Source organism: Kluyvera georgiana, assembly GCF_050990895.1.
GTDB classification, from domain to species: domain Bacteria; phylum Pseudomonadota; class Gammaproteobacteria; order Enterobacterales; family Enterobacteriaceae; genus Kluyvera; species Kluyvera georgiana.
Genome location: NZ_CP158865.1, coordinates 164,153 through 190,940, shown reverse-complemented (window position 1 = coordinate 190,940; position 26,788 = coordinate 164,153). Strand labels below are relative to the sequence as shown.

Genomic DNA, 26,788 nt, shown 5'->3' with positions numbered 1-26,788 from the left:
TTTTGCTTCAATTTCGTCGAGTCGTACTTCTCAGTGCGCTGGCATTCGCCGCGCCGGGCTATGCCGGTAAGCTCTCTATCGTTATCGATGACTTTGGTTATCGTCCACAGCAGGAAAATCAGGTGCTGGCGATGCCGTCCACCATTTCCGTTGCGGTTCTCCCTAACGCCCCTCATGCGCGTGAAATGGCCACCAGGGCCCATAACGCCGGGCACGAAGTGCTGATTCACCTGCCGATGGCGCCGCTCAGCAAGCAGCCGCTGGAAAAAGATACCCTACGCCCGGACATGAGCAGCGATGAGATCGAACGGATTATTCGCGAAGCGGTCGATAAAGTGCCCTACGCCGTGGGTCTGAACAACCACATGGGCAGTGCAATGACCTCCAGTCTGTTTGGCATGCAGAAAGTGATGCAGACCCTCAGCCGCTATAATCTCTACTTCCTCGACAGCATGACCATCGGCAATAGCCAGGCCATGCGGGCCGCTAACGGTACCGGAGTGAAGGTCATTAAGCGCCGGGTGTTCCTCGACGATACCCAGAACGAAGCGGATATTCGTCGCCAGTTTAATCGCGCAGTCGACCTCGCGCGCCGCAACGGTTCGGCAATCGCTATTGGTCACCCGCATCCGGCCACCGTGCGCGTATTGCAGCAAATGGTCTACAACCTGCCGTCAGATATTACTCTGGTGCGCCCGAGCAGCCTGCTCAACGAGCCGCAGATTGACACCTCAACCCCGAATCGTGGCATGCCGCCTTCCCTTCAACCGATGGAGCCGCGTAATCCGTTCCGCGGCGTGAGGCTCTGCAAGCCGAAGAAACCGCTGGAGCCGGTCTATGCCAGCCGCTTCTTCAACGTGTTAAGCGAGAGCATCACCCACAGCACGCTGGTGCAGTATATGCAGCTGCAGTGGCAAGGGTGGCAGAGCAGTTAGTCTTTCAGATCCAGCGTGAGATGGGCCAGACGTCGCGGCGTGAGTGATTTATCGCGCCACTTGTTAAAACGAATAGCCCACAGCATCACCTGATACGCCAGCTTCACGCTGCAAATGTTACTCACCATCCGTTTGAACATGCCGGAGACTTCCGCTTCGGCAATCATCCGCTCGCGAATCTTCTGGTCTGGCTCTTTACGAATGCAGTGGCAGACGCGCAACGCTTCGTAAATAACCTGCTGTTTAAACTCCGGATAAATCGGAATCCGCCCGGCATAGTCGTGGTTCATCTTGTCGAGCAGGCGGGTAATTTTGATGTAATGGCGCTGGTAGGCGAGGTTCTTGAGGCCGGTGCGCGGCAGGCGGCTAACGGATGCGCCATGCAGGAAATATTTATACAGCGGTACTTCAGTGTAACGCGCGCGTTTGGCGTTAAACATAAATTCGGTCGACCAGATAATATCCTGGTGGTGCAGGCCGGGAATAAAGCTCAGCCCCGCGTCGCGGATAGTCTGGTGGCGATAGACGCCCATCCATACTACGTGACGCCAGCGGCGGCTCGCCAGCCCTTTGCGCAGCCAGTCCGGCCCGGTCATCACCTCGGTAGAACGAATACGTTCTGGCGGAATAGAGGCCCAGGTCTTACCCGTCTCGGCGATACACCAGTCGGCGTTACACTGCGCGACGTCCAGGTTGTCCTTCAGCGCCATGGTCATCAGCGTTTCGTACATCTGCGGGTAGGCGATATCGTCACCGTCGACATAAGCGATGTACTCCCCTTTTGCCACTTCCATTCCGGTATTACGCGCCGCCGAGACGCCCGCATTACGCTGGTGTAACAGATGAACGTGCGGGAAGCGGTCCACGTAAGATTGCGCCAGATCGGCTGAATTATCCGTCGAACCATCGTTCACAATGATGATCTCGATATTCTTCCAGGTTTGCGCAATCAGCGAATCCATACAGGCGATGAACGGCTCACCCGTGTTGTAAAGCGGCATGATGACGCTCAGGAGACCGGGGGTGTAGGTCATATAAAATCCTGCCAAACAGTGTAATTAACGGCAATTTTTAACATAGATAGCCGTACAAGGTCAGCGAAAGTTGTTGCTGCCTGTTATCCGAGCGGGCAAAAAAATCCCCGGGTATTTAACGCTAATAAATACCCGGGGACAACTAAGACGAAGACGATTAATCCCAGCTCAGTACCACTTTACCGGATTGGCCGGAACGCATCGCGTCAAAGCCTTTCTGGAAATCATCGATGCCGAAGCGATGGGTGATAATCGGCGACAGATCGAGACCAGACTGGATCAATGCCGCCATCTTGTACCAGGTTTCGAACATTTCGCGACCGTAGATACCTTTAATAAACAGCCCCTTAAAGATAACCTTGGTCCAGTCGATAGACATATCGGACGGTGGAATCCCCAGCATAGCAATGCGCCCGCCGTGGTTCATGGTATCCAGCATGGAGCGGAACGCCGGTGGCGCGCCGGACATCTCCAGGCCCACATCGAAGCCTTCGGTCATGCCCAGTTCAGCCATCACATCGTTGAGGTTCTCTTTGGCGACGTTGACCGCGCGTGTCACGCCCATCTTGCGCGCTAGCTCCAGGCGGTATTCGTTCACATCGGTAATCACCACGTTACGCGCGCCAACGTGCTTAGCAACCGCAGCCGCCATCACGCCAATCGGGCCCGCGCCGGAGACCAGCACATCTTCACCCACCAGGTCGAAAGAAAGCGCCGTGTGCACCGCGTTGCCAAACGGGTCAAAGATAGAAGCCAGATCGTCAGAGATATTGTCCGGGATTTTGAAGGCGTTAAACGCCGGGATCACCAGATATTCAGCGAAGCAGCCCGGGCGGTTTACGCCCACACCGATGGTATTGCGGCACAGGTGCGTACGACCGGCGCGGCAGTTACGGCAGTGGCCACAGGTGATGTGACCTTCACCGGAGACGCGGTCGCCGACCTTAAAACCACGCACTTCCTGGCCGATACCGACCACTTCGCCCACATATTCATGACCCACAACCATCGGTACCGGGATCGTTTTCTGCGACCATTCGTCCCAGTTGTAGATATGCACGTCGGTGCCGCAAATCGCGGTTTTGCGAATTTTAATCAGCAGATCGTTGTGGCCGAGTTCCGGTTCCGGAACGTCGGTCATCCAGATCCCTTCTTCCGCTTTCAGTTTAGATAACGCTTTCATCTGACACCCTCAGGCAATCACGCCCAGTTGTTTACCGATGCGGGTAAAGGCTTCCACCGCACGTTCAATTTGTGCCGTCGTATGCGCCGCTGACATCTGAGTGCGGATACGCGCCTGGCCTTTTGGTACCACCGGGAAGAAGAATCCGGTGACGTAAATCCCTTCTTTTTGCAGCTCACGCGCGAAATTCTGCGCCACCACGGCATCACCCAGCATCACCGGGATAATGGCGTGGTCCGCGCCCGCAAGCGTAAAGCCCGCGGCGGTCATTTTTTCGCGGAACAGACGGGCGTTAGCCCATAGCTGGTCGCGCAGCTCAGCGCCGGATTCAACCATCTCCAGCACTTTAATAGAGGCTGCAACGATAGCCGGCGCCAGGGAGTTAGAAAACAGATACGGACGTGAACGCTGACGCAGCCACTCCACGACTTCCTTACGCGCCGCGGTATAGCCGCCGGACGCGCCGCCCAGCGCTTTGCCCAGCGTGCCGGTGATAATGTCGACACGGCCCATCACATCACAATATTCATGGGAGCCACGGCCATTTTCGCCAACGAAGCCGACCGCGTGGGAATCATCAACCATCACCAGCGCATCGTATTTGTCCGCCAGGTCGCAGACGCCTTTCAGGTTGGCAATCACACCGTCCATCGAGAACACGCCGTCGGTGGCAATCAGCACGTGACGCGCGCCGGCTGCACGCGCTTCTTTCAGGCGCTCTTCCAGCTCAACCATGTCGTTGTTGGCATAGCGGAAACGCTTCGCTTTACACAGGCGCACACCGTCGATGATCGAGGCATGGTTCAGCGCGTCGGAGATGATGGCGTCTTCTGCGCCCAGCAGCGTTTCAAACAGGCCGCCGTTGGCATCGAAGCAGGAGGAATACAGAATGGCGTCTTCCATACCGAGGAAGTTTGCCAGCTTCTGCTCCAGCGCTTTGTGGCTATCCTGGGTGCCGCAGATGAAGCGCACCGACGCCATACCGAAACCATGGCTGTCCATACCGGCTTTCGCGGCATTGATCAGCTCAGGGTGGTTGGCCAGGCCAAGGTAGTTGTTGGCGCAGAAGTTAATAACGTGGCTGCCGTCGCCCACGGTGATATCCGCTTGCTGGGCGGAGGTGATGATACGTTCTTCTTTAAACAACCCTTCCGCACGAGCGGTGTCGAGGTCCTGAGTTAACTGTTTGTAAAAATCACCACGCATTGCAACTCTCCAGATTCGGTAAAATTTGGCACATATTACCCAAAGCTATACGCTGATACGAGATGATGCATGTCTGAATGAATTATTTGCAGCATAAATCACGCGTCCCACATCCAGCCGAACGGTGAAAGGCTGAAGGCGGGCTAATGTGATGGTATGATTAGAAGCATTCGTGCCCGGGATACGCCCTGGCCCACCAATATCAAAGGTTACAGTTATGATTATCGTTACCGGCGGCGCTGGCTTCATTGGCAGCAACATCGTGAAAGCGCTGAATGACAAAGGCATTACCGATATTCTGGTCGTCGACAACCTGAAAGACGGCACCAAGTTCGTAAACCTGGTTGACCTGGACATCACCGACTACATGGATAAAGAAGATTTTCTGATCCAGATTATGGCCGGTGAAGAATTTGGCGACATCGAAGCCGTGTTCCACGAAGGCGCTTGCTCTTCCACCACCGAGTGGGACGGTAAGTATGTGATGGATAACAACTATCAGTACTCCAAAGAGCTGCTGCACTACTGCCTTGAGCGTGAGATTCCGTTCCTGTACGCCTCTTCCGCAGCCACCTACGGCGGCCGCACCAGCGACTTCATTGAGTCCCGCGAGTTTGAAAAACCGCTGAACGTGTACGGTTACTCTAAATTCCTGTTCGACGAGTACGTACGCCGCATCATGCCGGAAGCGAACTCGCCGATCGTGGGCTTCCGCTACTTTAACGTCTATGGCCCACGCGAAGGTCACAAGGGCAGCATGGCGAGCGTTGCCTTCCATCTGAACACCCAGTTGAACAACGGCGAAAGCCCGAAACTGTTTGAAGGCAGCGATGGCTTCAAGCGCGACTTCGTTTACGTCGGCGACGTGGCGGCGGTAAACCTGTGGTTCTGGGAAAACGGCAAATCCGGCATCTTCAACCTCGGTACCGGGCGTGCGGAATCCTTCCAGGCAGTGGCAGACGCCACCCTGGCGTTCCACAAAAAAGGCAGCATTGAATACATCCCGTTCCCGGATAAGCTGAAAGGCCGCTACCAGGCGTTCACTCAGGCCGATCTGACCAATCTGCGCGCTGCCGGCTACGATAAGCCGTTCAAGACCGTCGCCGAAGGCGTAACGGAATACATGGCCTGGTTGAACCGCGACGCGTAAGAACTCAGCATGAAAATACTGGTGATCGGCCCATCATGGGTGGGCGACATGATGATGTCGCAAAGTCTCTATCGCACGCTCAAGGCGCGCTATCCCCAGGCGATAATCGACGTGATGGCACCTGCGTGGTGCCGTCCGCTGTTATCGCGGATGCCGGAAGTCAATGAAGCGATTGCCATGCCGCTCGGGCATGGCGCGCTGGAAATTGGCGAACGGCGCAAACTCGGTCATAGCCTGCGCGAGCGGCGCTATGACCGCGCTTATGTCCTGCCTAATTCCTTTAAATCCGCGTTGGTGCCCTTCTTTGCGGGTATCCCACTGCGTACCGGGTGGCGCGGCGAGATGCGTTACGGTCTGCTGAATGATGCGCGAGTGCTGGATAAAGCGGCCTGGCCACTGATGGTCGAACGCTACGTGGCGCTGGCCTACGATAAAGGCGTGATGCGCTGTGCAAAAGACCTGCCGCAGCCGCTGCTGTGGCCGCAGTTGCAGGTGAACGAAGGCGAGAAATCGCTGGCCTGTAACGCGTTTTCACTCTCCAGCGACCGCCCGATGATCGGCTTTTGCCCAGGCGCGGAGTTTGGTCCGGCAAAACGCTGGCCACACTACCACTACGCCACACTCGCGAAACAACTGATCGACCAGGGTAACCAGATTGTTCTTTTCGGTTCTGCAAAGGACAACGAGGCAGGCAATGAAATTATCGCCGCTCTCAGCGACGAGCAAAAAGGCTGGTGCCGCAACCTGGCCGGGGAAACCCAGCTGGAGCAGGCGGTGGTGCTGATTGCCGCCTGTAAGGCGATCGTCACCAACGATTCCGGCCTGATGCACGTGGCTGCCGCGCTAAATCGCCCGCTGGTAGCACTCTACGGGCCAAGCAGCCCGGACTTCACGCCGCCGCTGTCAAACAAAGCGCGCGTGATTCGATTGATTACCGGCTACCACAAGGTACGTAAAGGCGACTCCGCACAGGGCTACCATCAGAGTCTGATCGATATCACCCCGGCGCGCGTCCTGGAAGAGCTCAACGCGCTGCTGTCGAGCGAGGAAGCCTGACGCATGCGAGTGTTGATCGTCAAAACCTCTTCAATGGGCGACGTCCTGCACACGCTGCCGGCATTAACCGATGCGATGCGTGCTATTCCCGGCATCCACTTTGACTGGGTGGTAGAAGAAGGCTTCGCGCAGATCCCTTCCTGGCACGAGGCCGTAGATCGCGTGATTCCGGTCGCGATTCGCCGCTGGCGCAAAGCGTGGTTCTCCGCTCCGATCAAAGCTGAGCGTAAAGCCTTTCGCGATGCCGTTCAGGCGGTGAAATATGATGCGATCGTTGATGCCCAAGGGCTGGTAAAAAGTGCCGCGTTGGTCACCCGGCTGGCACATGGCGTCAAGCATGGCATGGACTGGAGTAGCGCCCGCGAACCGCTGGCCAGCCTGTTCTACAACCGTCGCCACCATATTCCTAAGCAGCAACACGCCGTAGAGCGCACCCGCGAGCTGTTTGCCAAAAGTCTCGGTTACACCAAGCCCGATACGCAGGGCGACTACGCCATTGCCCAACATTTTCTGAGCGAACATACGCCTGCTGCAGCCCCCTACTGCGTCTTCCTGCATGCCACGACGCGCGATGATAAGCATTGGCCGGAAGAAAACTGGCGTGAGCTGATTCGCCTGCTGGGCGAGCGCGGTCTACGCATCAAATTGCCATGGGGTGCGCCGCATGAAGAAGCCCGCGCGAAGCGCCTGGCTGAAGGGTTTGATTACGTGGAAGTTCTGCCGCGTCTCAGCCTTGAAGCCGTAGCGCATGAACTGGCGGGGGCGGAATTTATTGTTTCAGTGGATACCGGATTGAGCCACTTAACTGCGGCGTTGGATCGCCCAAATATCACACTTTATGGTCCAACGGATCCAGGATTAATTGGAGGATATGGAAAGAATCAAGTGGTATGCCGTTCTGAAAATACTTCCATGGAAACCTTATCTGCAACCATGGTGAAAAAATATCTACAGTCCTTAGGAATAAAAGATGTTTCTCTGTGAGAATAATCCACAAGTAAATTGGCAATCGTTCTGGAATAGATCTCTTGTCGCGCTCTATATTTTCATTTATTTTCTGGAAGGTGTTACGCGATTCAAACATGCACTAACACTGCTAATGCTAATTACCGCAGTAAGTTATTGTTATCAATTAAGAACAAAAGTGTTTGTTTTTTTCAAAAACAATATTAGTATCACTTTTTTCCTCTTTATCATTGGTATCATTTATTCAACATTAATATCTGTAGATACTAGTATCAGTATAAAAGCGGCTGAGAAAGACATTCTCGAAAAGATCATAGTCATCATACTATCTATGGTCATAGTACTACATAAAGAAAAAAAGGAAGATATCGCAAAACTTTTAATATATTCATTAAGCGCATCAATTATCCCCATGGCTATCGCCGATGGAATCCAATATTATCATGAATATAAAGATGGAATCCTTCCATTTACACAGTTTGAACACAGATATAAATCGGATGCTTTTATATTCATGGCCATCGGACTGATGGGTCTACGGTCATTGAAACAAAAATACACCACCGCCGCTTTCTACGTTCTTCTCCCAATTTTATCAATAATGATCCTGGGAACACTTCAACGTGGAACATGGCTTGCAGTACTGATCCCCGGGCTAGTCTGGACTATTCTTCGTAAAGAATGGCGGCTGATACTCTGTGTGGCAATAATTGCAGCTCTTCCATTAGGATATGCATACTTAAAAAATGACCATCAGTTTTCTACTCTTTTCCATAAAATGCAACAGACCAATAGTAGTGAAAGGTATGGAAATGGTACACAAGGAGCCGCTCTTGACCTTATTCTTGATAATCCAATTAAAGGGTATGGTTACGGGAAAGAGTTATATCTTGATGTCTATGCAAAGAACATTGAAGCCCATCCTCAATGGTTTTTCCAGAGGCCAATTGGCCCACATAATCTGTCCTTATCAATGTGGTTTGCTGGCGGAATTTTTGGATTAATTAGCTTATGGATTTTACTTTTAGCATTAGTACAAAAATCAGTAAGCCAATATATTAAAAGTTCGGGCGTCACACAAATAGGATGGTTAACAGTTTTCTTAATTGTTCTGGGTGATTTTTTAATTAGGGGTTTGTTTGAAACAATAAACCTACAGCACTTTTCTATCGTTATTGGTATAGCCATATCTATGATAGTGACTAACGCCACCAATAAAAAAGAAGTGTTCTAAAGGTAGAGTGCCGGACACAGGGATGATGTCCGGACAACGCCAGAATAACGTAATGGTAAGACTTTTATTTCCACCAACAAAAACCAAGTATATAACGTCTTGTAATCCAGTAACAATATGATATTTTCTTTCTTAAATAAGATTTCTTCTTTTTAATTTTCTTTTCTTTGTTATTTTCTTTACGTTCTTTATCTAACCAGCTATTAGACAGATCTTCTGGGTGATGGACAAAATCAGCTAAATATATGTTTGAGAAATGACCTTCTCTCATAAGATAGGCCCATTCATCAATAATAAAGAAACCTTCATTAAATCGCTTTATTAAGCGAGAGGCAGTACTTAAACTAACCAAATAACCACACGATCTTAAAACATAACCATGACCAGATATTACCTTATAGAAAACTTGTCCACCGATTGTTTCCTTATCAAAATGACTCAGTACCACTTTATTCCTATAGACCAAACCATCTTGACCACCCAATATATACTGGGTATCATCGACAAGTTTTTTCTCATCCAATTTTGATATAAAACTTCTGAACGACTCATCGATGATCGCGTCATCTTCAAGGACACATGCCCATTTCATATCATCACGAACCATTTTTTCAAATAGTCGAATATGACTCAATGTACAGCCAAGCTCACCATCAATAGGTTCCTTTTTCGAACGCCGTTTGAAATCATCTGTAGATATCTTTTCTTTTTCTTCTAATGATAAATCCTTGCCATATACTGCATCGAAAAATGAATATTCAATATTCAGTTCATTCATTTTCCTCCCAATTTCACTGCGTCGAGCCATATCAAAAGGAAGTGATATTATGAAAACATGCATTTACGTATACCTTTAAAAATAATTAACGCGCACAGAGATAGAAATGTAGTGCTGAAAATGGGGTAATCAATGTTACTAAGATTAATTATTTATCATTCAATGTATTTATGTGCCTATTTTTTCGACCTGACAAAGACAGAATAACCTTGAACGGGAAAAATAGAACAAATCTACTGATAAAAGAAAAAAGTTCATAATCTTTTTTGTATTTTTTCTGTTTCCTTTTCATTATTGCAATCTCTCTTTGAGCATCCAGGAAATTCTTGACGTATTTGCTATCACTTACCTCATCATGACAAAAATCATCACCATAGTTAGGTTCATATAGATCAACACATTGCTTTATTTTTGCTTGGATTTTTTCAACTTTATCAAAAGAGACCCAATATTCAGAAAGTAAGTAGGCAATTATCTTTTCCTGAAACTCTGACATTCCGCTATGTTTATCCTGGAAAAAAACAAAATCAAGATCTTGTAATTTTTCTATTTTATGGCTAGCTTCATACCATTCACTTTTACCAAAACAGAAGACTGGTTTACCCGATATTAGTGCTTCAATACTTACGCCAGAGTTACATGCAATAACGGCACTACATCTATCAATTAAATCATGAATATTTGCGTCCACCGATAATACTCTATTGTTCGTAGCCAGTAGATGCTCAAGTTTAAGACTGATTCCTCTGGACTTACAAAGTGGGTGTCGCTTAATAATGACATATCGATTCGTCTTCAATGCTAAATCTGCAATATAGTCCAAAACATCTATTGCGCTGATATTTTCATGATCTGTAACCGAGTCAGAATTTATTTGCATGGGGAAGAATATATAATCTCCAGGCAGTTCAATCTTAGAGTCAGATTGCGCATGCTTTGATATTTTTGTTTTTGCGAAAAAGTCTTTTTTCTCTTTTATTATTTCCTTCGCAGTGAACGCATTTATTTTATTTATTTCATCAAAATAAGACTCAAAATTCACGCATATATCGGCCCAACCGGAATAACCATTTTTATCAATAGAGTACAAGCCATAAATAGGAGATTCCTTTATTGAAAATACATTTTTATCATTGTTATAAGAATGGAATGCAAAAGTAATCCCACCTTTTATTGCTGGCCTTTCGAGGCCATAACATGGAAATTTTACTGGTGTCACTATTACTTTTAATTGTTCACCATGAAGACATGAAATGAAATTCCCAATAAACTGACGATGAATATTATCTCGTTCACCAAGCCATTCAGGTAAATCGAAATAAAAGCGATTCAGGTCACTCATAAATGCCTCTCATAACAAAAATAAAGTCTAAACTTCCATAGGAATTAATCATTAAGCACAGGGAAACAATCTTATATCATCACCATGAACCATACTAACATTTATACTGGCTTAAAAATGTCATGATGCTCTTTAAATAATGACCTTGTCTTTTTTCATGTTTAGATTTTCGTTTAATCAATTTGACACTACTAGCTTTAACTAACGAACTATTTCCCCATGGTGATTCCAAAAATGCTCTTTTGAATGGCTGTGCAGACTCATAATCAATGGCCCATTCATGCCATGGTTTTGTTAAACCGACATAATGAATTAACACCGTAGATTTTCTAATATAGTCGCGATAAGTCTCTTTTTTAATTAACTCACGGTCCATTCCATAGATACAATTGAAATCTCTTTCCATTATTACGGTATCACCACGGAAAATAAGATTTAACACATCTTGATCCAAGAAAGCCAGGTTGTATTTACTATCGCGTAGTATACTGAGTGCTTGCTCAAAGCATGATTTACTTTTCCACAAAGCTAAATTTAAAAGAATAACTCCAGCATTAAAATAACTATCAGCAAAATCAGTTATTGAAAAGCGCTCGGCAGCTTTAATTCTATTCCTCTCTACATCAGGAATAACAGCAGCTATGACATTATTAATATCTTCGTAGTAAAATTTATCAATGCTATTGTTACAAATAACATCAGCATCAATGTACATAACCTTATCAATAAACTCAGATAAATATTCAAACGCAGCAAATCTAAAATAAGTAGCTCGAGACCAGGCATTGGCCGATGGAAATTGTGAAAAAACATCACCATCCAATGTGTAGAGCGTTATTTTCGATTGATACTTTTTCGCAATAACTCTTAAAGCATCTCTATATTCATCTGAAACTGAATCAGTAAATATGTGAAATGAAAAATGTCTTGATATATTGTTGATAAGTAATGAAACTATAGATACAGACGCCCCGAATTGAAAATTAACATCGACGCCATAAGCAACATTAATTATGTCTAAAGATTTTTCCTCATGCGGAAAAAAATCAAAACATTCACTATTTTTAATAGATTCTTTGATATGCATAGATAACTCTTATAGTATAATTAATTATCAACTACAAATTTTTTCTCAATGTTCTCTCTTTTACACGTTCAGCCTTCGCTTCAATCTTATTTATAAGCATGGCTTCTTTGATAAACACATCTTTCAAACGCCCCCCAAAATATACCTTCACAAAACGAAGATAATCTCGAGTTTTCAACCCGATATCCATTGAAGAAAAATACAGGCCAGTCAAATCCTTATCACGCCATCGCAGTGGAACCTTGCGGCGAAGCTGAGCTCGATGCAGATCGATAACCGAAATTTTTAGCGTCCCTTCCTGATCACTGAATGGCAAATGCAGCAAGAAATGGCAGATATAACAGTCGCGGTGGTTAATACCCGCTTCGTGCATCTTGCGTACCATCGTGGCAACGCGTTTAATCAGCATGCGTTTCACTGCGGGGGCGGGGGGATTCACAGCCCAATCCGCGCAGTAGTCTTCAAGACTGATGGTTGGCGTGAGATCTTCGGTAATAATAAATGACGTGCGGGTTAACGGGTTCAGCCCCTTCTCGCCGAAGCCCACGCCGTGCATAGTATCGACACCCACATCATGCAGGCGGTGGATCGCATTCCACTCACGATCGGCGCCCAATACCGGCATACGCAGGGAAATCAGGTTTTTGACGATCTCTTTAAGTGAAGTGCCACGGTGCCATTTCAGAAAATAGCTGCCGCCCGCCAGCTCGAAGCGCAGCGTACGACGGGTTTCCAGCTCACGAAATACCTCGCCTTCCAGATGTTTCACTTCCTCAAAGGCATCTTTCCCGCGCCACAGCGTGGCCAGCGGTTCTTTCAGCTCAACCATCCAAATCACCTATAATGATATCTGCCGCTCTGTCCGCCAGACTGTATAAGTCTTGTGTATCGGCATAGTTGCGCGCATTTTCCGCCCAAGCCGCGCGCAGCGCTGGCTGGGTTAATGCCTTAAGAAGGAGCTCATTCAAGGCTTCCTGGCGGAAAGGTTCCTCAATCACCGCGCCACAGTTTGCATCCGCAATATAGTGCGCATATCCGCATACGGCGGTTGTTAACACCGGTAGCCCCGCCGTTACCGCTTCCAGCAGCACGATGCCTGCCGCCTCCTGATAGGCCGGGTGCAGCAGTAAATCCGCCGCCGCCATCAGTTCCGCCACGTCATTGCGCCCGGAGAAAAAGTGGACGTTGCGTTGAATGCCGTATTTCTCAGCCAGCGCGGCGAATTTCCCCGGCTTATCCTGGCCTACGATAAACAGCTGCGTATTATGACGCAGGCTTTCCGGCAGTGAAGCTATCGCGGACAAAGTGCGATCCACGCCTTTGCGCGTAAAGTCGGATCCCACCTGCAGCAATACATTCTGCGATTCAGTCAAACCGTTCTTCTGTCGATAAACCTGACGGGCGTTCGGAATCTGCTGACTGTATTTTCTATCCGGATAAATCCCCGGCGGCAAAATATGAAAACGTTCAGGCTCGGTCTGATAGTGCTTCTGGAAATCCGCAATTTGCTTGTCCGTCAGCATCAGCAACTGCGTCGGCTTACCGTGTTCAAACGTGGCGCGCTCGAACGCCGCATAGTGGCGATAACGTGACGTCAGGCGATAAAAGAAGCCTTTCTCCTGCGCCACTTTCTCGGCGTAACACACGTCGGCGGCGTAATAGACATCCAGCCCAGGCATCTTATTAAAGCCCACGACCCTGGCGACCGGATGCTCGTGCAGGTGGTTTTGCACCCACGTATAATATTCCGCGTTGCGACCGTGGTTGGTATGGGATTTCACCGGAACCAGAATTAACTCAAAAGCATCGGGGCACTCCCCCTCCCAGACTTGCGTATAAACGCGCACCTGATGGCCGCGATCCGCAACGGTCTGAGCAATGCGCATAAAGTCGCGCTGCAGACCACCGAAGGGAAAGTACTTATACAGACAGAATGCAACGATCATCATGCTTCACCTGTTGCAGATTCGGCCTCGTGAACAGGCAGAATTTTGTCGATAGCTGCAATGACGTCCTCGGCCGGAATAACCGCAAGATACATTTCATTGCGGTTACGCTGCTCGCGCGGCGGCATCGGCCGATAGTCACCGGCCCAGAACTGAATCATATTGTCCGACCACGGGCGCCAGAAAATATGGTCCGTCGCACCAAATAGCGCAATCAGCGGCGTTTTGACCGCAGCCGCAATATGTCCCGGCGCGGAGTCGACGCCGATAAACAACGCGGCGTGGTCAATCAATGCCCCCAGTTCCGGGAAGCTAACTTTACCGGCCAGCGCCGTCACTGGCGGCTGCTGACAGCCTTGAGCAATCGCGTTCACGCAGGCCAGATCGTCCGCACCCGGCCCGGAAGTCAGCACCACCTCTATCCCGCGATCGTGCAGAGCATCAATCACCCGGGAGAATTTCTCGTTCTCCCAGCACTTAAATATCTGCCGCGCCGTCGGCTGGATCACCACGTAGCGCTCGCCAACGCCAGCTTTATCAAGCTCGGCGCGCACACGCTGCCAGCAGACTGGGTTATAGCTCATGGTCGTCTCGGCCACATGCGAATCAAGCCCCAGAGGGGCCAGCACCGAGAGATTGCTCTCAACGACGTTACTGCCTGTCAGAGGTGCAAGATGTGTGAAACTGTTGCGCCAAAAGGCCGACTGCCGGTGCTGATAGTCCTGCGAGATACTCATTGGCGCGTTCAACAGGCGTACCAGCACCGCCGCCATCCACTGGTCTGCCATATTGATGACGAGATCGTATTTATTGGCGCGCAATACCCTAATGAGACTGACGAAATTGGTTATTTTCTCTGCCGTTTTGGCTTTTTTATTTTTAATACCATACAGCGCGTTGATTGCAGGATTCTCAGACAAAATAGGGATCGTGTCCTGGTACAGCAGGACATCAACCTTCGCCTCAGGATAATGGCGTTTCAGCGTGCTAATAACGGGAGTAGTGAGCAACATATCCCCGTGAAAACGCATTTTAATGACCAGAATTTTTCGAAATGGCTTTTCCACAAGCGACTCTTTGGTTGAGATTTTCCGGTAAAAGTAGGAAAAAAGCACGCTACCGCCCCAGGCTCAACAGCTACCTGATTACTGATATTGCACTTATTTTGATGCGCTAGTGTACCACTTCTTGAGCCGCAATCCGAACCGGATAGCTTTCGCGCAAATAAAGTTTTTTTCACTTATAAATCATTTAATTAAAATCATTATCCTTGCCGTAACGCCGGCTTTGCCAGCCCCCAAATATCCATGGGTGTTAACCGCAATGAACAGTATAAAAAAGGGGGTTCGGCAGTGATATCCACGGCCAGCCCCTGTGCTGTGGATAATTTAGACCAAAAACAGCAAAAGTAATGGTAAAGCCTTAGCTAAATACTTAGAATCCACAGCACATTCATAACTCAGCTATTTATTATGCTTGAATTGCTTTACACCGCCCTTCTTTACCTTATCCAGCCTCTCATCTGGATACGGCTTTGGGTGCGCGGACGTAAGGCTCCGGCCTACCGAAAACGCTGGGGTGAACGCTACGGTTTTTATCGCCAGCCGCTGAAGCCCGGCGGAATCATGCTGCATTCGGTGTCCGTTGGCGAAACGCTGGCGGCGATCCCATTAGTTCGCGCGCTGCGTCATCGTTACCCCGATTTGCCGATTACTGTGACCACGATGACCCCAACCGGTTCCGAGCGTGTGCAGTCGGCGTTTGGCAAAGACGTTCAGCACGTCTATCTGCCGTATGATTTACCCGATGCCCTCAACCGTTTTCTCGATAAAATCGACCCTAAACTGGTGTTGATTATGGAAACGGAGCTGTGGCCGAACCTGATTGCCGCTCTGCATCGTCGCCATATTCCGCTGGTGATTGCCAACGCACGCTTGTCCGAGCGCTCAGCCGCCGGATACGCCAAACTGGGCTCATTCGTACGCACGCTGCTGCAGCGTATTACGCTGATTGCCGCGCAAAATGAAGAAGATGGCCAACGTTTTGTCGCGCTCGGTGCCAAAAATAATCAGGTAACCATTACCGGCAGCCTGAAGTTCGATATTTCCGTTACGCCACAGCTGGCTGCCAAAGCGGTCACGCTTCGTCGCCAATGGGCGCCGCGCCGCCCGGTATGGATAGCCACCAGCACCCACGAGGGCGAAGAGAGTATCGTTATTGCCGCCCACAAGGCACTGCTACAACACTATCCAGACTTACTGCTGATTCTGGTGCCACGTCACCCGGAACGCTTCCCGGACGCTATCAACCTCACGCGTCAGGCTGGCTTGAGCTTTATCACCCGTTCCTCCGGTGAAGTCCCCTCCGCCACAACACAGGTGGTCATTGGCGACACCATGGGTGAGCTGATGCTGCTGTATGGCATTGCCGACCTGGCGTTTGTCGGCGGCTCGTTGGTTGAACGTGGTGGGCATAACCCGCTGGAAGCCGCAGCGCATGCTATTCCCGTACTGATGGGCCCGCACACCTTCAACTTCAAAGATATCTGCGCCCGTCTGGAACAGGCGAGCGGTCTTATCACCGTGACCGATGCCGCAAGCCTCGAAAAAGAGGTATCCTCACTGCTGGGCGATGCAGATTACCGTAGCTTCTACGGTCGACACGCCGTTGAGGTCTTGTATCAGAACCAGGGCGCGCTACAACGCCTGTTACAACTCCTGGAACCGTACCTGCCACCGAAAACGCATTGAGGATGATTATGCAAAAACGGGCGATTTATCCGGGCACTTTCGATCCCATCACCAACGGTCATCTTGATATCGTGACCCGCGCGGCCTGCATGTTCGATCAGGTCATCCTCGCTATTGCGGCCAGCCCAAGTAAAAAGCCGATGTTTGACCTGAGCGAGCGCGTGGCGCTGGCCCAGCAGGCAACGGCGCACCTTGGCAACGTGGAAGTGATGGGTTTTAGCGATCTGATGGCTAACTTCGCCCGTACCCAGCAGGCCAATATCCTGATTCGCGGCCTGCGCGCGGTGGCGGATTTCGAATATGAAATGCAGCTTGCGCATATGAACCGCCACCTGATGCCGGAGCTGGAAAGCGTCTTTCTGATGCCGTCGAAGGAGTGGTCGTTTATCTCATCATCGCTGGTAAAAGAGGTCGCACGTCATGATGGCGATGTGACCCATTTTCTACCCGTGAATGTGCATCAGGCGCTGATGGAGAAGTTGAAGTAAGCCTCTGTGCGTTTCCCGGCGGCGCTAGCCTGGCCGGGCAACGTGGTTACTTCTGGCACTGCCGGCAATAAAATGTTGCTCTCTGTGCATGTTTGCTGGCGATAATCGGCGTCCCGCATACCCGACAGGCTTCCCCTTTCCGCCCGTACACCTGTAGCTCCTGCGCAAAGTAGCCCGGCTTGCCGTCGCTTTGCAGGAAATCTTTTAGCGTGGTTCCACCCTGCTCAATCGATCGTTGCAGCACCGCTTTGATCGCCGCAACCAGTCGTTCGCACTCTTCTGCCGATAGCGACGACGCCAGCCGATCCGGATGGATCCGCGCGGAAAACAGCGACTCGCTGGCATAGATATTGCCGACGCCCACCACCAGCTTATTATCCATCAGCCAGGGTTTAATCGCCGTTTTTTTCTTCGCACATCTCGCCTGCAGATAATCCGCGCTAAATTCCGCGCTCAACGGCTCAGGGCCGAGATGAGCAAGCACACTGTGTCCTTCCAGTACCGGCGTCCACAGCCAGGCACCAAAGCGCCTTGGGTCGGTGTAGCGCAGCACTTTACCGTTACTCATCACCAGGTCCACGTGATCGTGTTTTTCCGCCGGCAGTTCTTCCGCCAGAATGCGTAAACTTCCCGACATACCCAGATGGATGATGATCCAGCCGTCAGGCAGTTCAAGCAGCAGGTATTTGGCGCGTCGTTGGACGCTCAGCACCGGTTTGTCACTCAGACGGTAGATTTCATCAGAGACGGGCCAGCGTAGGCGTCCGTTGCGAATCACGGCGTACTGAATGGTAGCTCCGACCAGATGGGGTTCAATGCCGCGGCGGCTGGTTTCAACTTCGGGTAATTCAGGCATAACGTCTCCGGCTCGAATACTGATGTCTCTATTATAGGGACGCGCAGAAAACAAAAAACCCCGCCGAGGCGAGGTTTTTTGCTACATCGAAACTAAAATTATTTGATTTTAGCTTCTTTGTACAGAACGTGCTGACGGACAACTGGATCGAACTTTTTCAGTTCCAGTTTTTCCGGCTTAGTACGTTTGTTCTTCGTGGTGGTGTAGAAGTGACCTGTACCAGCAGAAGAAACCAGCTTGATTTTCTCGCGAATACCTTTAGCCATGATTTATTTCCTCGTTAAGTACTTAGTACTTTTCGCCACGGGCACGCAGTTCGGACAGAACTGTATCGATGCCTTTCTTATCGATTACACGCATACCTTTAGCAGATACGCGCAGGGTGACAAAACGCTTCTCGCTCTCAACCCAGAAACGGTGAGAGTGCAGGTTCGGCAGGAAACGGCGTTTAGTCGCGTTCAGTGCGTGGGAACGGTTGTTACCGGTCACCGGACGCTTGCCAGTAACTTGGCAGACTCGGGACATGTCTATTCTCCAAAAATCAAATTAGCTCGAGCTTCGTATGGGGTATCGGCGCCTCGTCAGGCTTTACAGCCCGGTCATCGCGTAGTTCTAAGTGAACTCTCGATTGCCAGGCCCAAATGCCAAACCCGAGATTCTCAAAGGTGGCGTAGTATACGCTGACCCGGCGTTATGCTCAAGTCCCGAACAGACAAAGATCCCGGTGGATCGCGTAATAAACCGCTAAATCCAACCGCGTTCGGCAAAAGAAACGTACTCACCGCGGCCAATAACCAGATGGTCAAGCACACGTACATCCATGAATTGGCAACATTTTACCACCCTTTCGGTAATAAGTCTGTCTGATTTACTCGGCTCCGCATGACCCGATGGATGATTATGTGCCAGGATCACCGCAGCAGCATTTACTTTGATGGCTTCTCGTACAATTTCGCGCGGATGCACTTCAACGTGGCTGAGGGTGCCGGAAAAAAGTCGACTGTGTTTGAGTACCCGATGTTGATTATCGAGAAAGATCACCACAAAGATTTCCCGCTCCTCGTCGGCGAGCTGGCTTTGCAGAAACTCACGCGTCATCTCCGGGCTCAGCAGGGAATCTTCAGACAGCACCCGCAGGCTAAAGTAGCGACGCGCCAGCTCGGCAATGCCCTTAAGCTGGGCATATTTGGCAATACCTATACCGTCGATCTGGGTTATTGCTTTTTCGGTCGCCGAAAGCAGGCCATACAGCGAACCAAAATGACGCAACAGATCCTGCGAGTAACGTAAAACGGTTTTTTCCCGCGTACCGGTGCGCAAAAATAGCGCCAGTAGCTCAACATCCGTGAGCGACTCAATCCCGTACCGCTGCATCTTTTCACGCGGCATGAGGGCTTCTGGACTCTCCATGATGGCCTCCTCTTATGGCTGCCGCTAGGATGTCACAGTGCCATCCCCCCTGCACGACACAGATATCACCCTTGCGTAGCGGCTCGCAAAGTGTCGCTGTCGTAAGCGCACGACCCTGTCAGGATTGTGATAAAATGCGCGAATTCTGGTGTCCCCCTAACAGGAAAAATCATGATGAGCCTGGCCGGTAAGAAAATTGTTCTTGGCGTCAGCGGCGGTATCGCTGCCTACAAAACGCCGGAGCTGGTGCGTCGCCTGCGCGAGCGCGGCGCTGACGTGCGCGTCGCGATGACCGACGCAGCAAAAGCCTTCATCACCCCGCTGAGCCTGCAGGCCGTATCCGGCTATCCGGTCTCCGACAGCCTGCTCGATACCGCTGCCGAAGCGGCGATGGGCCACATTGAGCTGGGCAAATGGGCTGACCTCGTTATCCTTGCGCCGGCCACCGCCGACTTAATTGCCCGCGTGGCCGCCGGGATGGCAAACGACCTGGTGTCGACTATCTGTCTTGCCACCCCGTCGCCGGTTGCCGTTGTTCCCGCGATGAACCAGCAGATGTATCGTGCCGCTGCCACGCAGCACAATCTTGAGGTACTCGCCTCACGCAATATGTTGATCTGGGGCCCGGACAGCGGCAGCCAGGCCTGCGGCGACGTTGGGCCGGGTCGTATGCTCGACCCGTTAGCGATTGTCGACATGGCCGCAGCACATTTTTCCCCCGTCAACGATCTGCAACATCTGCACATCATGATTACCGCAGGCCCGACCCGCGAACCACTGGACCCGGTGCGTTACATCACCAACCACAGCTCGGGCAAAATGGGTTTTGCTATCGCCGAAGCCGCCGCGCGCCGTGGAGCAAACGTCACGCTGGTCAGCGGCCCGGTGTCCCTGCCGACGCCCGCCTTTGTGCAACGTATTGACGTCACCACAGCTGAAGAGATGAACGCCGCCGTTCAGGCCAGCATCACACAACAGCAGATTTTTATCGGCTGCGCCGCGGTCGCCGACTATCGCGCAGCGGTTATTGCCGAAGAAAAAATTAAGAAGCAGGACACCCAGGGCAATGAATTCACAATAAAAATGGTGAAAAACCCGGATATCGTCGCAGGCGTTGCCGCACTGAAAGAGCACCGTCCCTACGTCGTAGGGTTTGCCGCCGAAACGAATAATGTGGAAGAATATGCGCGGCAAAAGCGTAGCCGCAAGAACCTTGATCTGATTTGCGCCAATGATGTATCGCAATCAAATCAAGGCTTTAATAGCGATAACAATGCATTGCACCTTTTCTGGCAGGACGGCGAGAAGCGTTTACCGCTCGCCAGTAAGTCACTCCTGGGCCAACTATTATTGGACGAGATCGTTACCCGTTATGATGAAAAAAATCGACGTTAAGATTCTGGACTCGCGTATTGGCCAGCAGTTCCCGCTGCCGACCTATGCCACCGCTGGCTCTGCAGGCCTTGATCTGCGCGCCTGTCTTGATGACGCCGTGGAACTGGCGCCAGGGGAAACCACCTTACTGCCGACCGGCCTGGCGATTCACATTGCCGATCCGTCTCTGGCGGCGGTGATGCTGCCACGCTCTGGTCTCGGCCATAAACACGGTATCGTGCTGGGTAACCTGGTGGGACTTATCGACTCTGACTACCAGGGGCAACTGATGGTCTCCATCTGGAATCGTGGGCAAACCACCTTCACTATCGAGCCAGGCGAACGCGTCGCGCAGATGGTGTTTGTTCCTGTCGTACAGGCCGAGTTTAATCTGGTCGAATCGTTTGAAGCCACCGATCGTGGCGAAGGTGGCTTCGGCCACTCCGGGCGTCAATAACTCGCCCTCAGGCACATCATGCAGGATGTGATGTGCCCGTTTTTTACGCATCTCACGGCGTCATAATGCAAAAAGATCACTGCAATTTATGGTTGCGGTCACCGTGTGGATGCTCGCCTGACAAGTGTTTTATTTTCAGGGGTATTTTAGAACATGGCAGAAAAGCAAACTGCGAAAAGGAATCGTCGCGAGGAAATACTTCAATCCCTGGCGTTGATGCTTGAATCCAGCGATGGCAGCCAGCGAATCACGACGGCAAAACTGGCCGCGTCCGTTGGCGTGTCCGAAGCGGCGCTGTACCGGCATTTCCCAAGCAAGACCCGCATGTTCGATAGCCTTATCGAGTTTATCGAAGATAGCCTGATTACCCGTATCAACCTGATTCTGAAAGACGAAAAGGATACGACCGCGCGTTTACGTCTGATTGTGCTGCTGATTCTGGGCTTCGGCGAACGCAATCCAGGCCTGACCCGTATCCTCACCGGTCACGCGCTGATGTTTGAGCAAGACCGCCTGCAGGGCCGCATTAACCAGCTGTTTGAGCGCATTGAGGCTCAACTGCGTCAGGTACTGCGCGAGCGCAAAATGCGTGAAGGGGAAGGCTACGAAACCGATGAGACGCTGCTGGCAAGTCAGCTACTCGCGTTCTGCGAAGGCATGCTCTCGCGCTTTGTTCGCAGCGAATTTAAGTATCGCCCGACAGACGATTTTGACGCCCGCTGGCCGCTGATTGTCGCCCAACTGCAGTAAACACCGTTGGCGCTACGCTTACGGGCCTACAAACGTTCTGTAGGCCGGATAAGCGCAGCGCCATCCGGCAATTTTTACACGCCGTACGCTTCGCGATATGCGCGTACCGAGGCTAAATGCTCAGCCATCTCCGGTTTTTCTTCCAGATAAGCGATCAGATCTTTAAGGGTAATGATCGAGATAACGTCACAGCCGTAATCGCGTTCCACTTCCTGGATCGCCGAGATTTCACCGCGACCACGTTCCTGACGATCTAAAGAGATCAGCACGCCAGCCAGCTGCGCGCCGTTGGCCTGGATGATCTCCATGGACTCACGAATTGCCGTTCCCGCTGTGATAACGTCATCCACCAGCATCACGCGCCCGGTCAGCGCGCTGCCAACCAGATTACCGCCCTCGCCGTGATCTTTGGCTTCTTTACGGTTAAAGCAGTACGGGTAGTCTTTGTCGTGATGTTCTGCCAGCGCCACAGCGGTGGTGGTCGCAATCGGAATACCTTTGTACGCAGGGCCAAACAGCAGATCGAACTCGATGCCGGAATCCACCAGCGCTTCAGCATAAAAACGGCCTAACAGTGCCAGATCGCGCCCGGTATTAAACAGCCCGGCGTTGAAGAAATAGGGGCTTTTTCGCCCGGATTTCAGCGTAAACTCGCCAAACTTAAGTACCTGCTTGTTAAGCGCAAACTCAATAAACTGGCGCTGATACGGTTTCATGGATTCGCTCCTCATCTCACTTTATTACGGACAAAAAAAAGGGCGACCACGTCGCCCTTAAAAATCAGTTTTCTAACGCCGCCTTCTGCGTCGCTACAATAGATTCGATTCCCCCTCGGGCTAGCGCCAGCAGGGTGAGTAACTCTTCGTGGGTGAACGGCTCGCCTTCCGCCGTGCCCTGAACCTCAATGATGCGACCGTCTTCGGTCATCACCACGTTCATGTCGGTTTCCGCCGCCGAGTCTTCAACGTACTCCAGGTCGCACAGCGCTTCACCGTTGACAATACCGACGGAAACCGCGGCGACCATCCCTTTCATCGGGTTGGTTTTCAGCTTACCTGCGGCAACCAGTTTGCCCAGCGCATCGGCCAGCGCCACACAGGCACCGGTAATAGACGCGGTACGCGTGCCGCCATCGGCCTGGATAACGTCACAGTCCAGCGTGATAGTGAACTCGCCGAGCGCTTTCAGATCTACCGCTGCACGCAGCGCGCGAGCAATCAGACGCTGAATCTCCATAGTACGACCGCCCTGTTTGCCCTTCGCCGCTTCACGGGCGTTACGGGTATGGGTAGCACGCGGCAGCATGCCGTACTCAGCGGTGATCCAGCCCTGACCCTGACCTTTCAGAAAACGCGGCACGCCTTCATCAATAGAGGCGGTGCAGAGCACTTTAGTATCGCCAAATTCGACCAGCACGGAGCCTTCTGCGTGTTTTGTATAATTACGGGTCAGGGTGACGGGACGCACCTGGTTGGCACTACGACCTGCTGGACGCATGATAGAAATCTCCGGCTTGAAACGAATGTGGCTGCGCATTATACACAAAATCATTCCAGCTGTATCAAGGCGACAAAGGCGCGCATCCCCAGGAGCGTACATAAGTACCTGACTGGGGTAAGCGACGGCAGCCAACACAGAGACAGCTTGAAGGATGAAGTGTTATACGGATTAACGGTGCTTATTCCTATCCTCATAAGCCCCCGAGGGCTATAATCCCCCCATCTCTCCTTTAAAAACAGGAACGTCTATGATCCGCAGCATGACCGCCTATGCCCGCCGCGAAATTAAGGGCAGTTGGGGCAGCGCCGCCTGGGAACTGCGCTCTGTTAACCAGCGTTATCTCGAAACCTATTTCCGTCTGCCGGAGCAGTTCCGCAGCCTCGAACCCGTTGTTCGTGAACGTCTACGTACCCGCTTAACGCGCGGGAAAGTAGAGTGCACTCTGCGTTTTGAGCCGGATGCCAGTGCGCAAGGCGAACTTATTCTTAACGAAAACCTGGCAAAGCAGCTGGTTAACGCCGCGAACTGGGTCAAAATGCAGAGCGACGAAGGGGAAATTAACCCGGTCGATATTCTGCGCTGGCCGGGCGTGATGGCGGCACAAGAGCAGGATCTGGACGCTATCGCCGCCGAGATCCTGAATGCGCTGGACGGTACGCTGGACGACTTCATCGTCGCTCGCGAAACCGAAGGTCAGGCGCTGAAAGCGCTGATTGAACAACGCCTGGAAGGTGTTAGCAGCGAAGTGACCAAAGTACGTGCCCATATGCCGGAAATTCTGCAGTGGCAGCGCGATCGCCTGGTGGCGAAGCTGGAAGACGCGGAAGTGCAGTTGGAAAACAACCGCCTGGAGCAGGAACTGGTGTTGATGGCCCAGCGTATTGATGTGGCCGAAGAGCTGGATCGCCTGGAAGCCCACGTCAAAGAGACCTATAACATCCTGAAGAAAAAAGAGGCCGTTGGCCGCCGCCTGGACTTCATGATGCAGGAATTCAACCGTGAGTCGAATACCCTGGCATCGAAGTCAATTAATGCCGACGTCACAAATTCCGCTATCGAGCTGAAGGTTCTCATTGAACAGATGCGCGAGCAGATTCAAAATATCGAGTAACACCAAAGCGTTATATTAAAAATCAATGCCCGCCATGCTGCGGGCATTTTTAATTCAGGTAGTTTATTTTTCTGCCGTATCGCTGCATGATGAGCCACCCCTTCATGAAAGGGTGATTATGGAAGAGATACGGTATTTCAGAACGTTATTGCTCAGATATTTCACGCCATCCTTTTATCCCTGCAGATAATAGGCCTATCTGTTTTTACGCCCTGATATCGATCTAATTATATCTTAAGCATTGGTAGCTAGACTGGCCGCCTTCACCGTAAATAAAGTTAATCACATGCAATTCACGACTACTCTGAGTACGCCAGCCTTCAGCTGGAAAGCCCTTGGCTGGGCCGTATTGTATTTTTGCTTCTTTTCAACAGCATTGCAGATTGTTATCTATGCCACAGGTTACAGCGGCTCGACTGGCCTAAGAGATTCCATTCTCTTTAGCCTGTTATGGCTGGTGCCCGTATTTCTCTTTCCCCGGAAAACCCGCATTATCGGCGCCTTAATTGGCATCATTCTCTGGGCTGCCTCGCTCGCGGCAATTAGCTATTACGTAATTTACGGGCAAGAGTTCTCGCAAAGCGTTCTATTCGTGATGTTCGAAACCAACACCAACGAAGCGGGCGAGTTCTTCAGCCAGTACTTTAGCCTCAAAATAGTGCTGGTCGCGCTGGTCTATACGGCGATCGCTATCCTCCTGTGGACACGTCTGCGTCCTGTGTATATCCCAACGCCCTGGCGCTGGCTGGTATCATTCGCCCTGCTGTACGGGCTGATCCTGCATCCGATCGTCACTGGGGTAGTGATGAAGGACAAACCGGTTGCCGATGTGCTGGATGGCGTATCAACCCGCCTTGCTCCTGCCGCACCATGGCAGTTCATTACCGGCTACTACCAGTATCGTCATCAGCTCAATAGCCTGACGCGACTGCTCAACGACAACCACGCTCTGCCGCCGCTGGCGAATTTAAAAGACAGCACCGGTAATGCGCCGCGTACACTGGTGCTGGTTATCGGTGAGTCAACGCAGCGTGGGCATATGAGCCTGTACGGCTATCCACGTGAAACCACGCCAGAACTGGATGCGCTGCGTAAGTCCGATCCTAACTTTACCGTATTCAATGATGTGGTTACGTCTCGTCCCTACACCATTGAGATTCTGCAGCAGGCGCTGACCTTCGCGAATGAGCAGAACCCGGACCTGTATCTGACCAAACCCTCGCTAATGAACCTGATGAAGCAGGCGGGTTATAAAACCTTCTGGATAACCAACCAGCAGACGATGACGTCGCGCAACACGATGTTGACGGTGTTCTCGAAGCAGACCGACCAGCAGTTCTACATGAACCAGCAGCGCACCCAAAGCGCCCGCGAATACGATGCCAACGTGCTGGCACCGTTTAAGCAGGTGCTGGCCGATCCTGCGCCGAAAAAGTTCATTATCGTTCACCTGCTGGGTACGCATATTAACTACCAGTACCGCTATCCTGAGAACTGGAACAAATTCTCCGGTAAAACCGACAGCATGCCGGCTGGTTTAAGTAAGGATCAGCAGGACACGTACAACAACTATGACAACGCCAACCTGTATAACGACTATATCGTTTCTACGCTGATTAAAGACTACAAGGCGACGGATCCTAACGGCTTCTTGCTGTACTTCTCTGACCATGGGGAAGAAGTCTACGATACGCCGCCGCATCAGACTCAGGGGCGTAATGAGCAAGAACCGACGCGTCACATGTACACCATCCCGTTCCTGCTGTGGACCTCGGAGAAGTGGCATGAGGCGCATCCGCGCGATTTCTCGCAGGACGTGAACCGCAAATACAGCAGTTCCGAGCTTATTCATACCTGGTCAGATTTGGCAGGCTTGAGCTATGACGGTTTCGACCCAACGCGTGCGCTGACCAACCCTCAGTTTGAGGAAAGTACGCGCTGGATTGGCAACCCGTACAACAAGAAATCACTGAGAGATTACGATACGCTGCCGTACGGCGAGCTAACGGGTAATCAGTAAGCGATCTTCCGGCCACTTCATCATGAAGTGGCCGTTTTAGGCTGTTAGCATAAGTTTTTAATTAGATTTCTTAATGCGTTAATTAATCATAAAAATCAACACATCCCAATATCACTGCGATAAGCACAGCAATTAAAATTAGTTTTAGTAATTAA

At 51.0% G+C, this 26,788-nt stretch carries 27 protein-coding genes; 12 read left to right on the top strand and 15 right to left on the bottom strand.

What is annotated here, in order from left to right; all coding sequences use genetic code 11:
• Positions 1–2: 2 nt before the first annotated feature.
• Positions 3–935, top strand: coding sequence for a divergent polysaccharide deacetylase family protein (locus ABTW00_RS00940; RefSeq protein ID WP_433638242.1), 933 nt, complete (start codon positions 3–5; stop codon positions 933–935).
• On the opposite strand, the gene ABTW00_RS00935 is transcribed toward ABTW00_RS00940, so the two are convergent.
• The 3 genes from ABTW00_RS00935 to kbl form a co-directional block, all read right to left on the bottom strand.
• A complete protein-coding gene (locus tag ABTW00_RS00935; RefSeq protein WP_064541024.1) occupies positions 932–1,969 on the bottom strand; it encodes a glycosyltransferase in 1,038 nt (345 codons plus the stop codon). The genes ABTW00_RS00940 and ABTW00_RS00935 overlap by 4 nt on opposite strands.
• 157 nt (positions 1,970–2,126) lie before the next feature.
• Positions 2,127–3,152, bottom strand: coding sequence for an L-threonine 3-dehydrogenase (gene tdh / locus ABTW00_RS00930; RefSeq protein ID WP_064541020.1), 1,026 nt, complete (start codon positions 3,150–3,152; stop codon positions 2,127–2,129).
• A 9-nt stretch (positions 3,153–3,161) separates the two neighbouring features.
• Positions 3,162–4,358, bottom strand: coding sequence for a glycine C-acetyltransferase (gene kbl, locus ABTW00_RS00925; RefSeq protein ID WP_433638239.1), 1,197 nt, complete (start codon positions 4,356–4,358; stop codon positions 3,162–3,164).
• Between the two features lie 217 nt (positions 4,359–4,575).
• Between kbl and rfaD the strand changes: the two genes are divergently transcribed.
• Genes rfaD through rfaL form a run of 4 tightly spaced genes read left to right on the top strand, consistent with a single transcriptional unit; the run spans position 4,576 to position 8,764 of the window.
• Positions 4,576–5,508, top strand: a complete 933-nt coding sequence (gene rfaD / locus ABTW00_RS00920) for an ADP-glyceromanno-heptose 6-epimerase (protein ID WP_064541014.1) — start codon at positions 4,576–4,578, stop codon at positions 5,506–5,508.
• Positions 5,509–5,517: 9 nt separating this feature from the next.
• Positions 5,518–6,564: an ADP-heptose--LPS heptosyltransferase RfaF gene (gene rfaF / locus ABTW00_RS00915; RefSeq protein ID WP_064541011.1), complete on the top strand. Its 1,047-nt coding sequence runs from the start codon at positions 5,518–5,520 to the stop codon at positions 6,562–6,564.
• 3 nt (positions 6,565–6,567) lie between these two features.
• Positions 6,568–7,548, top strand: coding sequence for a lipopolysaccharide heptosyltransferase RfaC (rfaC, locus tag ABTW00_RS00910; protein ID WP_433638234.1), 981 nt, complete (start codon positions 6,568–6,570; stop codon positions 7,546–7,548).
• Positions 7,535–8,764, top strand: a complete 1,230-nt coding sequence (gene rfaL / locus ABTW00_RS00905; protein ID WP_433638232.1) for an O-antigen ligase RfaL — start codon at positions 7,535–7,537, stop codon at positions 8,762–8,764. Before rfaC ends, rfaL begins: the two co-directional genes overlap by 14 nt.
• A 64-nt stretch (positions 8,765–8,828) precedes the next feature.
• Here rfaL and ABTW00_RS00900 read toward each other — a convergent pair whose 3' ends face one another.
• The 6 genes from ABTW00_RS00900 to rfaQ form a co-directional block, all read right to left on the bottom strand.
• Positions 8,829–9,542, bottom strand: a complete 714-nt coding sequence (locus ABTW00_RS00900) for a glycosyltransferase family 25 protein (protein WP_433638230.1) — start codon at positions 9,540–9,542, stop codon at positions 8,829–8,831.
• 148 nt (positions 9,543–9,690) lie between these two features.
• The gene (locus ABTW00_RS00895) at positions 9,691–10,884 is read right to left on the bottom strand and encodes a hypothetical protein (protein WP_433638228.1); all 1,194 of its coding nucleotides are present in this window, start codon (positions 10,882–10,884) and stop codon (positions 9,691–9,693) included.
• Between the two features lie 94 nt (positions 10,885–10,978).
• Entirely contained in the window at positions 10,979–11,971 is a 993-nt protein-coding gene (locus ABTW00_RS00890; RefSeq protein WP_433638225.1) for a glycosyltransferase family 8 protein, read from the bottom strand.
• Between the two features lie 31 nt (positions 11,972–12,002).
• Complete coding sequence (gene rfaP / locus ABTW00_RS00885; RefSeq protein WP_433638223.1) at positions 12,003–12,800, bottom strand: lipopolysaccharide core heptose(I) kinase RfaP; 798 nt, start codon at positions 12,798–12,800, stop codon at positions 12,003–12,005.
• The gene (locus ABTW00_RS00880) at positions 12,793–13,917 is read right to left on the bottom strand and encodes a glycosyltransferase family 4 protein (RefSeq protein WP_433641130.1); all 1,125 of its coding nucleotides are present in this window, start codon (positions 13,915–13,917) and stop codon (positions 12,793–12,795) included. The genes rfaP and ABTW00_RS00880 overlap by 8 nt, the downstream gene beginning before the upstream one ends.
• The gene (rfaQ, locus tag ABTW00_RS00875; RefSeq protein WP_433638221.1) at positions 13,917–14,984 is read right to left on the bottom strand and encodes a lipopolysaccharide core heptosyltransferase RfaQ; all 1,068 of its coding nucleotides are present in this window, start codon (positions 14,982–14,984) and stop codon (positions 13,917–13,919) included. Before rfaQ ends, ABTW00_RS00880 begins: the two co-directional genes overlap by 1 nt.
• Before the next feature lie 405 nt (positions 14,985–15,389).
• Here rfaQ and waaA point away from each other — a divergent pair, with 405 nt between their 5' ends.
• Complete coding sequence (gene waaA / locus ABTW00_RS00870; protein WP_064540971.1) at positions 15,390–16,667, top strand: lipid IV(A) 3-deoxy-D-manno-octulosonic acid transferase; 1,278 nt, start codon at positions 15,390–15,392, stop codon at positions 16,665–16,667.
• Positions 16,668–16,675: 8 nt separating this feature from the next.
• A complete protein-coding gene (coaD, locus tag ABTW00_RS00865) occupies positions 16,676–17,155 on the top strand; it encodes a pantetheine-phosphate adenylyltransferase (protein WP_064540999.1) in 480 nt (159 codons plus the stop codon).
• A 46-nt stretch (positions 17,156–17,201) separates the two neighbouring features.
• On the opposite strand, the gene mutM is transcribed toward coaD, so the two are convergent.
• The 4 genes from mutM to radC form a co-directional block, all read right to left on the bottom strand.
• The gene (mutM, locus tag ABTW00_RS00860; protein ID WP_065357226.1) at positions 17,202–18,011 is read right to left on the bottom strand and encodes a bifunctional DNA-formamidopyrimidine glycosylase/DNA-(apurinic or apyrimidinic site) lyase; all 810 of its coding nucleotides are present in this window, start codon (positions 18,009–18,011) and stop codon (positions 17,202–17,204) included.
• A 98-nt stretch (positions 18,012–18,109) separates the two neighbouring features.
• Complete coding sequence (gene rpmG / locus ABTW00_RS00855; protein WP_003024094.1) at positions 18,110–18,277, bottom strand: 50S ribosomal protein L33; 168 nt, start codon at positions 18,275–18,277, stop codon at positions 18,110–18,112.
• 22 nt (positions 18,278–18,299) lie between these two features.
• Entirely contained in the window at positions 18,300–18,536 is a 237-nt protein-coding gene (rpmB, locus tag ABTW00_RS00850; RefSeq protein WP_002436699.1) for a 50S ribosomal protein L28, read from the bottom strand.
• 219 nt (positions 18,537–18,755) lie between these two features.
• Entirely contained in the window at positions 18,756–19,421 is a 666-nt protein-coding gene (gene radC, locus ABTW00_RS00845) for a RadC family protein (RefSeq protein ID WP_065357227.1), read from the bottom strand.
• A 174-nt stretch (positions 19,422–19,595) separates the two neighbouring features.
• Here radC and coaBC point away from each other — a divergent pair, with 174 nt between their 5' ends.
• From coaBC to slmA, 3 genes are all read left to right on the top strand, one after another.
• Complete coding sequence (gene coaBC / locus ABTW00_RS00840) at positions 19,596–20,816, top strand: bifunctional phosphopantothenoylcysteine decarboxylase/phosphopantothenate--cysteine ligase CoaBC (protein WP_065357262.1); 1,221 nt, start codon at positions 19,596–19,598, stop codon at positions 20,814–20,816.
• Positions 20,794–21,252 carry a dUTP diphosphatase gene (dut, locus tag ABTW00_RS00835; protein ID WP_035895829.1) on the top strand — a complete coding sequence of 153 codons (459 nt, stop codon included), beginning with the start codon at positions 20,794–20,796 and terminating at the stop codon, positions 21,250–21,252. The genes coaBC and dut overlap by 23 nt, the downstream gene beginning before the upstream one ends.
• A 153-nt stretch (positions 21,253–21,405) precedes the next feature.
• Positions 21,406–22,002, top strand: a complete 597-nt coding sequence (gene slmA / locus ABTW00_RS00830; protein ID WP_064540962.1) for a nucleoid occlusion factor SlmA — start codon at positions 21,406–21,408, stop codon at positions 22,000–22,002.
• Positions 22,003–22,076: 74 nt separating this feature from the next.
• Here slmA and pyrE read toward each other — a convergent pair whose 3' ends face one another.
• Entirely contained in the window at positions 22,077–22,718 is a 642-nt protein-coding gene (gene pyrE / locus ABTW00_RS00825; RefSeq protein WP_064540959.1) for an orotate phosphoribosyltransferase, read from the bottom strand.
• A 64-nt stretch (positions 22,719–22,782) separates the two neighbouring features.
• Positions 22,783–23,499, bottom strand: coding sequence for a ribonuclease PH (gene rph, locus ABTW00_RS00820; protein WP_064540993.1), 717 nt, complete (start codon positions 23,497–23,499; stop codon positions 22,783–22,785).
• A 250-nt stretch (positions 23,500–23,749) separates the two neighbouring features.
• On the opposite strand from rph, the gene ABTW00_RS00815 reads away from it, so the two are divergent.
• Together ABTW00_RS00815 and ABTW00_RS00810 are read left to right on the top strand one after the other, a co-directional pair.
• Entirely contained in the window at positions 23,750–24,613 is an 864-nt protein-coding gene (locus tag ABTW00_RS00815) for a YicC/YloC family endoribonuclease (protein ID WP_064540957.1), read from the top strand.
• Between the two features lie 286 nt (positions 24,614–24,899).
• Complete coding sequence (locus ABTW00_RS00810) at positions 24,900–26,633, top strand: phosphoethanolamine transferase CptA (RefSeq protein ID WP_433638216.1); 1,734 nt, start codon at positions 24,900–24,902, stop codon at positions 26,631–26,633.
• Positions 26,634–26,788: the final 155 nt, after the last annotated feature.

Bases quoted from the DNA above. Each gene is read 5' to 3' on its own strand.
- rpmB (WP_002436699.1), bottom strand. From the start codon at position 18,536: ATGTCCCGAGTCTGCCAAGTTACTGGCAAGCGTCCGGTGACCGGTAAC.
- waaA (WP_064540971.1), top strand. From the start codon at position 15,390: ATGCTTGAATTGCTTTACACCGCCCTTCTTTACCTTATCCAGCCTCTC.
- kbl (WP_433638239.1), bottom strand. From the start codon at position 4,358: ATGCGTGGTGATTTTTACAAACAGTTAACTCAGGACCTCGACACCGCT.
- ABTW00_RS00935 (WP_064541024.1), bottom strand. From the start codon at position 1,969: ATGACCTACACCCCCGGTCTCCTGAGCGTCATCATGCCGCTTTACAAC.
- coaD (WP_064540999.1), top strand. From the start codon at position 16,676: ATGCAAAAACGGGCGATTTATCCGGGCACTTTCGATCCCATCACCAAC.
- rfaC (WP_433638234.1), top strand. From the start codon at position 6,568: ATGCGAGTGTTGATCGTCAAAACCTCTTCAATGGGCGACGTCCTGCAC.
- ABTW00_RS00810 (WP_433638216.1), top strand. From the start codon at position 24,900: ATGCAATTCACGACTACTCTGAGTACGCCAGCCTTCAGCTGGAAAGCC.
- ABTW00_RS00895 (WP_433638228.1), bottom strand. From the start codon at position 10,884: ATGAGTGACCTGAATCGCTTTTATTTCGATTTACCTGAATGGCTTGGT.
- ABTW00_RS00890 (WP_433638225.1), bottom strand. From the start codon at position 11,971: ATGCATATCAAAGAATCTATTAAAAATAGTGAATGTTTTGATTTTTTT.
- rfaL (WP_433638232.1), top strand. From the start codon at position 7,535: ATGTTTCTCTGTGAGAATAATCCACAAGTAAATTGGCAATCGTTCTGG.
- dut (WP_035895829.1), top strand. From the start codon at position 20,794: ATGATGAAAAAAATCGACGTTAAGATTCTGGACTCGCGTATTGGCCAG.
- rfaD (WP_064541014.1), top strand. From the start codon at position 4,576: ATGATTATCGTTACCGGCGGCGCTGGCTTCATTGGCAGCAACATCGTG.
- mutM (WP_065357226.1), bottom strand. From the start codon at position 18,011: ATGCCTGAATTACCCGAAGTTGAAACCAGCCGCCGCGGCATTGAACCC.
- coaBC (WP_065357262.1), top strand. From the start codon at position 19,596: ATGAGCCTGGCCGGTAAGAAAATTGTTCTTGGCGTCAGCGGCGGTATC.
- rpmG (WP_003024094.1), bottom strand. From the start codon at position 18,277: ATGGCTAAAGGTATTCGCGAGAAAATCAAGCTGGTTTCTTCTGCTGGT.
- slmA (WP_064540962.1), top strand. From the start codon at position 21,406: ATGGCAGAAAAGCAAACTGCGAAAAGGAATCGTCGCGAGGAAATACTT.
- rfaF (WP_064541011.1), top strand. From the start codon at position 5,518: ATGAAAATACTGGTGATCGGCCCATCATGGGTGGGCGACATGATGATG.
- ABTW00_RS00900 (WP_433638230.1), bottom strand. From the start codon at position 9,542: ATGAATGAACTGAATATTGAATATTCATTTTTCGATGCAGTATATGGC.
- radC (WP_065357227.1), bottom strand. From the start codon at position 19,421: ATGGAGAGTCCAGAAGCCCTCATGCCGCGTGAAAAGATGCAGCGGTAC.
- rph (WP_064540993.1), bottom strand. From the start codon at position 23,499: ATGCGTCCAGCAGGTCGTAGTGCCAACCAGGTGCGTCCCGTCACCCTG.
- ABTW00_RS00880 (WP_433641130.1), bottom strand. From the start codon at position 13,917: ATGATCGTTGCATTCTGTCTGTATAAGTACTTTCCCTTCGGTGGTCTG.
- rfaP (WP_433638223.1), bottom strand. From the start codon at position 12,800: ATGGTTGAGCTGAAAGAACCGCTGGCCACGCTGTGGCGCGGGAAAGAT.
- tdh (WP_064541020.1), bottom strand. From the start codon at position 3,152: ATGAAAGCGTTATCTAAACTGAAAGCGGAAGAAGGGATCTGGATGACC.
- pyrE (WP_064540959.1), bottom strand. From the start codon at position 22,718: ATGAAACCGTATCAGCGCCAGTTTATTGAGTTTGCGCTTAACAAGCAG.
- ABTW00_RS00815 (WP_064540957.1), top strand. From the start codon at position 23,750: ATGATCCGCAGCATGACCGCCTATGCCCGCCGCGAAATTAAGGGCAGT.